The 10,419-nt window shown below is 37.6% G+C and carries 8 protein-coding genes and 2 pseudogenes; 2 read left to right on the forward strand and 8 right to left on the reverse strand.

All coding sequences use genetic code 11. The features are described 5' to 3' along the window. Positions 1–194: 194 nt before the first annotated feature. The 3 genes and pseudogenes from V7183_RS24345 to V7183_RS24355 all read right to left on the reverse strand — a co-directional run bounded on the left by V7183_RS24345 (position 195) and on the right by V7183_RS24355 (position 1,761). A pseudogene (locus tag V7183_RS24345) lies at positions 195–653 on the reverse strand (DinB family protein). A gap of 162 nt (positions 654–815) precedes the next feature. Then, positions 816–944 (reverse strand): annotated as a pseudogene (locus tag V7183_RS24350) (iron chaperone); the annotation flags it as partial. A gap of 244 nt (positions 945–1,188) precedes the next feature. Beyond that, complete coding sequence (locus tag V7183_RS24355) at positions 1,189–1,761, reverse strand: hypothetical protein (RefSeq protein WP_097894567.1); 573 nt, start codon at positions 1,759–1,761, stop codon at positions 1,189–1,191. Between the two features lie 274 nt (positions 1,762–2,035). Between V7183_RS24355 and V7183_RS24360 the strand changes: the two genes are divergently transcribed. Beyond that, a complete protein-coding gene (locus tag V7183_RS24360; protein WP_335361128.1) occupies positions 2,036–2,503 on the forward strand; it encodes a VOC family protein in 468 nt (155 codons plus the stop codon). Between the two features lie 304 nt (positions 2,504–2,807). On the opposite strand, the gene V7183_RS24365 is transcribed toward V7183_RS24360, so the two are convergent. The 3 genes from V7183_RS24365 to V7183_RS24375 form a co-directional block, all read right to left on the reverse strand. After that, positions 2,808–4,238 carry a PQQ-dependent sugar dehydrogenase gene (locus V7183_RS24365; protein ID WP_335361129.1) on the reverse strand — a complete coding sequence of 477 codons (1,431 nt, stop codon included), beginning with the start codon at positions 4,236–4,238 and terminating at the stop codon, positions 2,808–2,810. 343 nt (positions 4,239–4,581) lie between these two features. Continuing rightward, complete coding sequence (locus V7183_RS24370) at positions 4,582–6,300, reverse strand: alpha-keto acid decarboxylase family protein (RefSeq protein WP_335361130.1); 1,719 nt, start codon at positions 6,298–6,300, stop codon at positions 4,582–4,584. A gap of 322 nt (positions 6,301–6,622) precedes the next feature. Then, positions 6,623–6,958 carry a hypothetical protein gene (locus tag V7183_RS24375; protein WP_335361131.1) on the reverse strand — a complete coding sequence of 112 codons (336 nt, stop codon included), beginning with the start codon at positions 6,956–6,958 and terminating at the stop codon, positions 6,623–6,625. Between the two features lie 137 nt (positions 6,959–7,095). On the opposite strand from V7183_RS24375, the gene V7183_RS24380 reads away from it, so the two are divergent. Further along, entirely contained in the window at positions 7,096–7,425 is a 330-nt protein-coding gene (locus tag V7183_RS24380) for a hypothetical protein (RefSeq protein WP_097894562.1), read from the forward strand. An 88-nt stretch (positions 7,426–7,513) separates the two neighbouring features. Here the strand turns inward: V7183_RS24380 and V7183_RS24385 are convergent, their stop codons facing one another. Then, entirely contained in the window at positions 7,514–8,233 is a 720-nt protein-coding gene (locus tag V7183_RS24385; protein WP_335361132.1) for a class I SAM-dependent methyltransferase, read from the reverse strand. A gap of 265 nt (positions 8,234–8,498) precedes the next feature. Beyond that, positions 8,499–10,193, reverse strand: a complete 1,695-nt coding sequence (locus V7183_RS24390; protein WP_097894560.1) for a peptide ABC transporter substrate-binding protein — start codon at positions 10,191–10,193, stop codon at positions 8,499–8,501. Positions 10,194–10,419 lie beyond the last annotated feature (226 nt).

Raw genomic sequence — 10,419 nt, forward strand, 5'->3', positions numbered from 1 at the left:
TAAGCTTATGTTAAATCAAATAAATTTGAAAAAAGATAACGCCTTTAAAGAAAAAACGAAAAATTTTTATTTTCTTTATTAATATTTTTAATTCCTCTTTTATTGATTTAGTTACAGTTAATAATTGTTTTGTTCTAGAGTTATAATTGAATAAGCCTGTACGCTGTACAGACTTATTCATATTTGGTTATTCGTTACTTTTCTGTTTCTATAATACGTTTCATTGCCTTCATTTGACCGATATGGTCCGCTTCATGGTACAGCATCATACCGTAAAGCTCACCTACTGTTTCCAATCCTAAGAACGGCTCCGGAAGCTTCTTTTCAAATGATTCTGTCGGAATTACTTTAATGCGCTATGCTTGCTCTTGTAATTGGGATATTAGCACCTCTAGTGAAGGGCCTTCTGTTTTCCATTCAGATGGCCTTGTATCCAATCCGAAAAGGCTTGGATACTCGCTTGGCAAATGCTTAAACTCTTTGCCAAACATGAACGACTCTGCTGCAGTTAACACATGACCGATATGCCAGCGAATTGTGTTGTTGAAGCCATCCGGCTGCTTATCCGCAGTTTTAATATCCAACGTTTGCATAAATTTAACTAATGCTCCACGCGTTAATTCAAATTGCTTTAAACCCACCGTTTTATTCATTCTATCGCTCTCTTTCTCATGTACTTTTTATTTTAATATATCAGTAACAGTCACGAAATACACCTAAAAAGCTTAACTAATGAATGAACCGAGCCCCAAATAGTGGACACTAAAAAAGTGGAGCTATTCAGAGTTCGGTTCACCCTTAATAATCCGATTTTTTTATTTCCGCCAAAAAGTTGAACAGTCTGCCTTATCCAAAATATTAAACTCGATCATTTTCTCAAGTAATGAGAAATCAACCGGACTATCCCACTGGATACGTACCCACTGCTTGATTACATAATTATATCAAATGACCAATTACCCACATACAATAAGCTCCATTTTGAAACAGCTCATTTGCTTTGACTTCCAACATAGTTTTTTCAGCTCCAAGGCCACCAAGGGGATTAAGCATTGTATTCAAAATGTTTCACATGCTCCAATAACGTTTGGTATTGCTGATCAAGGGCATATTCATCTTGTCTCCTCCTTCTTTTCAAATATATGTGGCATTCAACGCTTATTCGTTCAAAAAGATTTTATGCAACTATTAAGACAATACCCGACACAATCTATTCATGAGTATTCTACAAAGCTCCGCGAAGATCCAGCAGTAAAGAAAACTCAATATAAATATTATTGCAATAACCTTTGAATCCATAGTTGTATCAACAGTAGGGCCTAGCACTGGAAAATGGAATACATACAGAATCATCATAATACCCGTAAATAGACATATCGATGAAAAGGAAACAACCACAATCCTCCTCTTCAATTGTAAAAAGGCCACACCCATCGCTATACCTAATAAACCTGTTGTAAAGGGAAAGATAATTAGTTCACTCGGCTGAATAATAAATAAAAGGAAAATCGTAAGGGTATAAGAGAGGATTCCCTGGCGGATAGAAAAGCAAGTAGCTAAAAAAATTGGTAATGTCGCTAGAAAACTAATCAGAAAACCTATACCAGGCATAAAGCCCCCCGCTGATTGAAGCATAGTGGCAAATGTACTCAATAAGGCTGTAATAACTAACTTGGTTGCAAGGGCCATCTTTCTTACATGAACATAGTTTGCACCTGTCTCTATCATCGATTGATACCAATAACGAACAAACCAATTGATGAAAACACCCCCAAAAAATATCCAATTCGTCACTTTCTATACTATTCATTCCCTTGCGCTTTATGCGGTATTGCCTGTTAGTAATCAATTGGAATGAGAATGGCATTTTTTATACTTGGGTGCAGTGAATATTCTTGAGTTGATGAGCATGTATGTCCCCCCTATTACACTAGCTCTAAAGATGTATAGAATTTTAATACTTTTAGTGGATTTAATATTGTTTTTACATTGATATATTTAATATTCAAGAACAGAGAGTAAGGGGGAAAAACAGATGATTAAAGGATTGTATGAAGCACACTTACCAGTTAGTAATTTGCAAAATTCAATTGAATTTTACCGGAAATTAGGATTAAAACTTGCTTGGTGTGATGAAAACACAGCTTTCTTTTGGATTGAAGAAGGTAAAAGTTGGTTGGGTTTATGGGAAGGAAAAGAGTATGAAACCCGATACCACCCTTCCTTAAGACATATTGCTTTTCGAGTTTCATATGAAGATTTAAAAGAATCCTTAAAGTGGCTAGATTCTATTCAAGTTGAAGCTGTCCCATTTGATAATAGAAAACTTATTGAGCCATTTATCCGCCCACATCAAGGTAATGCTTCCGTATACTTCAATGACCCAGATGGGAACAGTTTAGAATTAATATGTTATGTTGAGGTTCCTAATGAATTAAAACATATTACAGATAAGTTGTCCTTTGTAGAATGGGAGGGACTAGTTAATCATACATTTAGATGAGAGATTGCGAGATAAGCTTATTTCACTAAACAGAGTCATAACACATCATCAAGCTAATATTTTAGAGTATCCCCAAAACGAAAGTTTTATCTTTTCACAGTTGTCTATGAAAATTCAATTCATTTTTCGCATTTTTGGGAACAATGCATTCCTTAAGTTGATGGACACGGGGTTTGCGAAGTATTTTTGAACAAACTTTATTTCAAAGCTACAATTAGCTCTATTTTGAAATTTTCTCCTTCTTTGTCTTTATCGTCATAAATGTATGACAAATACGCCAGCCGTCGAATTTTATAGTTATAAATCATGGAACAATTTCAAAAACAGTACCTTGGTTAAAATCAGTCACTTTCATAGAGCCATAAACCCCTAAATATAGTCTGGTTTGATCCAGATTCGTTCCCAAATTAACATAATAAGCTGATTGAGAGCCAAAATTATAATCGGTTTCAATAACACTAAAATCATTTAGTTTACAATCTGTACTTACCCTGGTATAAGCTAAAGCCCCTTTAACCGGAGGGCGAGATTCTTCATACTGGGCAAGATCGGTAAACACGACGCTTCCCGTTAAATTTGGGATTCCATTTCCCATATATGGCTGGACTCCTGTAAGTGCAGTTCCTCCAAACTTATCGGGGCGGGGATCTTTATGAAAATAACTAGTTAAAGGCTGAAGACGCCTCACTAAAGTTTTTACAACGTCATTGTAATAAGCAATTGTTTTCTCATTCAAAGTCGGATTCTCAGAACAGCCCCTTATAAAGGAAGTAGGAAAAGCACCTTCCCATCCTCGCCAACCAAAGTTAATAAATCCTTCTTGGTCAGGTTCAGACCTCATTAAAGAAGCTTGAATTAGCTGTGTAACCGGTATTGGTTTATAATGAACGAATGAAAAAATCGACTCTACCAAATCCTGCCCAACATTTCCCACATATTTGATATACTGATTATAAAACCTTTGAAATGAAATGCCTGTTATATTGCGAACCCCTTTGGCAATTACCGTAAGCGTTTCCTGAATAGGTGCGGGAAGTTCATTAAAACTTGTGACTACGGGGGGATTATAGATAAATGTATTCTTAACTACATCAATTTCAATTATTTTACCAGCTATCTCCATATCATCCTGACTTAAATTAAATGGATCATAACCTGATCCACCATCTCCAGTTGTTAAAACAAGTTTTCCGGTTTCAGGTGAAAAATTTAAGCTATTGACACCATTATGATTAAAAAATGGTCTTCTTATGTTAAGTAATGTCCGTCGTTTTTGAGGTTGACCATTCGATTGTAAAATCCATTCTTCAACTGTATCAATATGATCATACCCCGTTTCTCTATTTATCCACCTTAAGTTTAAAGTTTTGGGATCACATGGGTTAGGCTTAAAAGGTTCAGAAAGAGCGCCTGGACCTTGTGTTCCAGCTACTGAATAATGAAGATAAAACAGACCGTTATGATAAAATTCTGGATGAAACGCTAGCCCTAGCAATCCCCGTTCATCATATCCACTACCAGAAACACCTAGTTCAGAATTACCTAATTTTATGATTCGCGAGCGAATATCTAAAAAAGTCCTTATAACTCCGTTTGCTATGTAAAAGATCTCTCCTACCTGGGTTGCAATAAATAATCTTTCAATTGAGTCACCCGGAAGTCTAGTTGTTTTCAAAACGGTAGGTAAATTTATCTTACTTACAATGGGCCGTAAACTAACCTTAACTTTTATCAACTAACTTTACACCCCTTTTTATTGTTTTCTATTATAAGAATATGATTAGAAATGTTCTATTAGTATCAAATTAGGGCCAGGGAGTTTACTTAATAATATTGTGAATGAATCACTTAAAGTAACGAGGGCGTATCTACAATAAGATCTTCCATAATCGGGTGCTTTAATTGAGCAATAATCACAAAAGTTATCAAACTTTTTTATAAAAGGATGATTCAATTGAATATAAAAAAGCGTGTTTTGATCAATTTTTTTCAAAACACGCTTTTTCTATGTGCTCTTTTATCAATGGTACCCTTTAAAGATCAAATCCATCTTTCAGGAACATTCTTGTTATTTGGGACTATTTCTGGTTGCGCTGCATTTCTTGCTTCTCCATATAACTGCGCATCTGTCGCATATATTTAGGTGCGTCCATCGGATTCCCGGCGATCATTTCAATGATACAGAGTCTTTCGGCACTTTCCTTTTCAGCTTGGATTATAGCCTGATCAAGCTCTCCATAGGTCCGAACCGTAACGGTAAACGCGTTGCCTCCAAAAGCTTCGGCCAGCCTGGTGTAAGACCACCGAGGGATTTGGTTGTACTTTTGACCCTCTGTTTTGACATTCAAATATTTCTCGATCGTATAACCATCGTTGTTCAAGACGAAGATTATGGGCTTGCAGCCGTAATAGAGCATGGAACTAATTTCCTGGGCTGTTAGCTGCAAGGCGCCGTCACCTGTAAACAGCAACACTCGGCGTTCGGGCGCGGCCATAATAGCACCGAACGCCGAGGGGGTTGCGTAACCGATGGACTGCCATCCTCCTTGCCCAATATATGTTACATTTCTCGGCAGTCTCACCTCCGCCATTCCATTATAGAACGTTCCGGTCTCGGCGATCACAATATCGCCCTCTTTCAGCATGCGCTGAAAACGTGGATAATATCCGGTCGCCATTAGAGGCTCGTCGGCACTAGTTGTGAATTGATCGTAAGGGAATGACAATTTTTTCGCCAAACCTTGGCCCATGTAACCCACCTTCTGCACGGCAAGCAGCATGTCGGCTGCAAGAACATTCGGATATTCTGCCTCAGCGATCTTGACCATGTCCGGTTGAATATTGACAGTCACCAGTGGGTTCAGCTTTGCGGTAAAATTTGCGGTGTTGGTATCCGCCCATACCATGCCGATCGCAATGATACAATCTGCATTTTCCACCGTACTTTGGACTTCAGAATCCCCGAAAGAGCCTAGATACACTCCGATATAATTTGGATGGGTTTCGTCGAATGCCCCCTTCCCGTACATCATCGTTACAACAGGCACGTTCATGGCGTCGGCCAGCTGCCGAGCTGGTGTCTGAAGGCCGAAACGCATTGTTTTCACATCCACCAGTATAACCGGTCGGTGGACACGATCCAGTAGCCGATGGACATGATCTACCGCAGCTTGAAGGGTTTTCAGGTTAGACGTTGGCTGTGGCGGTACCGGATATTCCCGGACCTTGATCGGCTTGGTCACTAAATCATCGGCCACAACCAGGTATACCGGCTTTTTCTTTTCCTTAGCAATGCGAATCGCAGCCGGAATTTCAATCTTGGCGTTTTCCGGCGTAAGCACCGCGGTATAAGCCGTAATCTGCTCATACGCCTTGCGGAAGACATCAAAATTTCCATCCATTAGAGTGTGGTGCATCAGCTTGTGTTCTTTTTGATCCTTCTCAGGAGGCGCACCCACAATATGAATGATTGGCACATTCTCGCTGTTGGCCCCCGCTATCGCATTGCAGGCACTGAGCTCCCCGACCCCGAAGGTTGTAATAAGTGCGGATATTCCTTTGATTCTTGCGTAGCCATCTGCTGCATAACCCGAATTTAATTCGTTCCGTCCTTTTATAAACCGAATGCCGTTATACCGCTCTAAAGTATCAAGAAGTGTAAAATTATAGTCCCCTGCGACGCCAAAAATTTCAGTAATGCCCTCCAGCTTTAGGCAATCGAACAAGTACTGGCCAACCGTTTTTTGAGCCGCCCCGTTTTGCGAACCAAAGCTGCCCGCAGTCATCATGTTATCCATCGCTCGTTCACTCCTTATCCATGTCTTGGGCTTGTTCTGCTTTATAGTACTCTTTTTGATAATTCCCTTTCATTAAACAGGTTATCCGTCGTGCCGAGCTTAAAGTAAGGCGTTGTCGAAATGATACTATAATAAGGCATTAAACGTCGTTTTAGGGAAGTATTTAACACTAGCACAAATGTGTTATGAAAGAATAACCGATGCAAAAAAATGTTGATATTAGGGATGTATTTCTTATAACAAAAAAATGTCCATCACAGGGAAAGAACACACTCCGAATTATTTACTTTTAAATTTAAAAAACACGCTTATAGCGTGCCTTTCATCGTTTCACATATACTTCAACAATCGGATTATCTTTATGATCCGCATGTAAACGAATATTTTCTTCGCCCGTCTGATAAATATTTGCTAATAACATAACAGTTAACAAATTAGGAGTTTTTCCATCACTTCCAAATTTCCGTTCAAATGCTTCTTTATATTCAAACTCCAAATCTCCTTGTATATATGTATACACTTCAAATCCATCCTTTAAGTTACAAACAACTTGATCAATAATATCTGCCCCTACTTGCCTTTTCATTTCATCCCGAAGTGCTGCTATAAATTTCTCCCAAGAAACTTCATACGTTTGAAATTGATCTGTAGATTCCATCTTATTCACTCCTTGGTACTAATCTTCTATATATATTTCCCCTTTTCTCTAACAATTATGAAACATAGGTCATTCGTACAAGCCGCACTTGTCCTGCTCACATATCGTATTACTGTAATGCGGAAGGAGGAAAAAACATGCATCACCGAAAATGCCATGATACATGTCGACGTTTTTTTGGAAAAGTGGTACGAATTGAAGATTATGATGGTAACATTCATGTAGGAAAAATAATTGATATAACAGAAGATTCTGTTTGGATCAAGCCAATTCGGCGTCCATCTTTTGATACAGGATTTGGATACTATGATACAAATTCAAATGATCGCTGTGATTCTTGCCGTGGCCGCAGATGTGATAACTGTAGATCTGGCTATGGCGGAGGATATGGATATGGTTACGGCGGCTATGAACTCGCTTTTGGTTTTATTTTCGGAATCGCTTTAGCAGCATTATTTTTCATCTAATATAAGAAGGAGTCGGCTATTTTTTTCGTCAGCTCCTTTTCTTACATATCATTATAAAACATTCAGATAGACCACTCTTTCTACAAATTCACTTTTCGCAAATAAACACACGATGTCCTAGCACATGTTGGTACATATGCAATACTTGTTCATGTTGTACCCATGCATCATATAATTCAGCTGGAATAAACTGTGACAAATTCCACTCTGGCTGTTCATTTTGCCCAGCAATTGTCTCGGCAACTGTGCCGCCACCACCAATTTTTATTCGCTTAAAATTCGCTTTCTGAAATAAATGAACCCACTCATTCTCCGTTAGTAACTGTTTCATTCCATATAGTTTTAGTATGTTCTCTTCTTCTTCACGCGATATATGATTTTCGATTATCATTTCAATAACAACAAGCTTTCCATTCTTTTGTAGTACGCGATAACATTCTGGAATAGACTGTTCTTTATTTGTAAAAGCAAGTACAGATTCTCCAAGAACCAGATGAAATTTCTCATCCGAAAACGGCAATTGTTCGGCACTTCCTTGAATCAGTTCAATTGGTAATTGCTCTTGTAACCACCTATCTTTTGCCTTTTGAATCATAATCTCATTATTTTCAACTGCCGTTACTTTATAGCCGAATTTCTTATGCATGTAAGCTGCTGTCCGCCCTGTTCCGCACCCTATCTCAAGTACACTCGCATCATGTTGTAATGGCAACTTCGCTAATAACTGCTTCGTTAACGTAAAACCACCAGGATGAGCACTCCCAATTCCGTAATAAGCTAAAAAATCAATATATACATTTCGTTTCATGGGATTCTCCTTCATTTTTTCTATACTACCATTACCTATATTCATACACATAAAAAACGGTGCAACATATAGAGAAACTTTAATCCTCACCAATCGAATTTTTACGGGTAGTTTATCTACCGTCTAACTAAACATTTGCTGCCGCTAAATTTTAAGATAGCAATAAAGAAGTGGTTTCGAAAAAACTCTTATATTTAAGCTTAAATAAAAAAGCACCTCTAAAAAGCGATAACGCTTCTCTTAGAAATGCTTTTCTCTACACTATTTACTTTTCTGTTACATACGCCCACTTAAAGCTGTATTCTGGGCTGATGTTATGTTTTACAATTCCTTTGACATTTGATTTCAATACATAAGATCTACCCGATTGGAATAGAGGCACAAGTGCTACATCTTCTTCAAGTAACATTTTTTCTGCCTTTCCTAACTCTTCCCAACGCTTCTTCGCATCTGACATTAATTCTGTCTTACCTTTATTAATAATTTCGTCATATTTGGGATTGGAATAACTCATCTGATTTTGAGAGTTTTTTGATTCGAACATGTCTAAAAATGTCATCGGATCTGCATAGTCTGGATTCCAGCCTCCAAAAGAGAGTTCATAGTCTTGCTCGGACTCCAATTTCAATTTTTGTTTAAATGGCTGCATTTTAATATTCACTGTTACACCTTTTAAATTTTTCTCAATTTGATCTTTTACATACTCACCAACCTTTTTAGCATTACTACTATCATAGTTTAAAAACTCAAGTGTCACTTGATCTTTACCCAGTTCTTTTTTTGCTTCTTCCCAAGCTGTTGCTGCCTTCTTTGTATCTTGTTTCAAACCATTTTTGAATGTTTCTGTGAAGTCTTTCCCATCAGGACCAGTTGCTAATCCTTTTGGAACAAGGAAATCTGCTGGTTTTGAACCATCGTTTAAGATTACATTTGCTAAATTCTTCTTATCAATTGATAATGCGATTGCTTCACGTAACTTTTTATTCTTCAGCGGTGTATCTTGACCACTGCGTTTTTGATTTAAGCGTAAATAGAACGTGCCTGTTTCTAAATATGTCCCAAATTCATCTTTCTTTGATCTATATTTATCAGTAAATTCTCCTGTTAGTAATGAAAAGTCGATTTGATCACTATCATATAAATTTACTCTTGTCGCTTCTTCTTTTACTACACTGTAGTTAATTTCTTCAAGCTTTACACTGTTCTTATCCCAATACTTATCATTCTTTTTCAACTTCCAACCTTGTTCATGCTTCCATTCAGACATAACAAATGGACCATTATATACTACCGTATCTGCCTCTAAACCGTATTTCTCACCTTTTTCTTTTACAAACTTTTCATTTAGCGGATAATACGCTGGAAATGCCATTAAATTCAAGAAATACGGAACTGGTCTTTCTAGTTCAACTTCAAGTGTATAATCGTCTACTGCTTTTGCACCTAATGTAGATACGTCTGCCTCTCCTTTATTAATTGCTTCTGCATTTTTAATATAGTAAGCAATAAATGCATACTCCGCTGCTGTCTTTGGATCTAGCAAACGGTGCCATGCAAACACGAAATCTTTCGCCGTTACAGGATCACCGTTTGACCATTTTGCATCTTTACGAAGTTTAAATGTATACTTTTTGCCATCCTCGCTTTTTGTGCTAGATTCTGCCGCAGCTGGAATCGGCTTATTATCTTTATCAAGACGATATAACCCTTCCATTGTATTCCCTAAAATTTGCGCACCAAGTACATCTGTTGCCTTAGATGTATCCATTGTTGGAATTTCCTGATTTTCTGTACGATTCAATACTTGTTTTGCTGCATATTTAATATCAGATTTACTGTCCCCATTACTATGAGATGATGTATCTGGCTTTTTGTCTCCCCCACCTGAACATGCTGATAAAGCCATGCTCATTGCCAATACTGGCGCTACAACAGCTGTTAATTTCTTTATCTTTTTCATCTCTGTACCCTCCCTAAACTATATGTAAGCCGATCATTTTGAGAGATTTCCTGCCAATTTATTATTCACAGAAAATAACTTTTATCATGATAATTCGTTTTTTAGTAGCACTATTACAAGATTCCCCCCATCTACTATATGAACGTTGTACCCTTCTTATTCTTCCCTATTTTCCGAAATCTATATATGGATTTTTTCACCTCTATTAATACTGTAACTATAATAA

The organism is Bacillus sp. JJ1127 (assembly GCF_036965845.1).
GTDB lineage: Bacteria > Bacillota > Bacilli > Bacillales > Bacillaceae_G > Bacillus_A.

Excerpts from the sequence above, each read along its gene's own strand:
- V7183_RS24360 (WP_335361128.1), top strand. The coding sequence starts at position 2,036 with ATGATTAAAGGATTGTATGAAGCACACTTACCAGTTAGTAATTTGCAA.
- V7183_RS24385 (WP_335361132.1), bottom strand. The coding sequence starts at position 8,233 with ATGAAACGAAATGTATATATTGATTTTTTAGCTTATTACGGAATTGGG.
- V7183_RS24390 (WP_097894560.1), bottom strand. The coding sequence starts at position 10,193 with ATGAAAAAGATAAAGAAATTAACAGCTGTTGTAGCGCCAGTATTGGCA.
- V7183_RS24380 (WP_097894562.1), top strand. The coding sequence starts at position 7,096 with ATGCATCACCGAAAATGCCATGATACATGTCGACGTTTTTTTGGAAAA.
- V7183_RS24370 (WP_335361130.1), bottom strand. The coding sequence starts at position 6,300 with ATGGATAACATGATGACTGCGGGCAGCTTTGGTTCGCAAAACGGGGCG.
- V7183_RS24375 (WP_335361131.1), bottom strand. The coding sequence starts at position 6,958 with ATGGAATCTACAGATCAATTTCAAACGTATGAAGTTTCTTGGGAGAAA.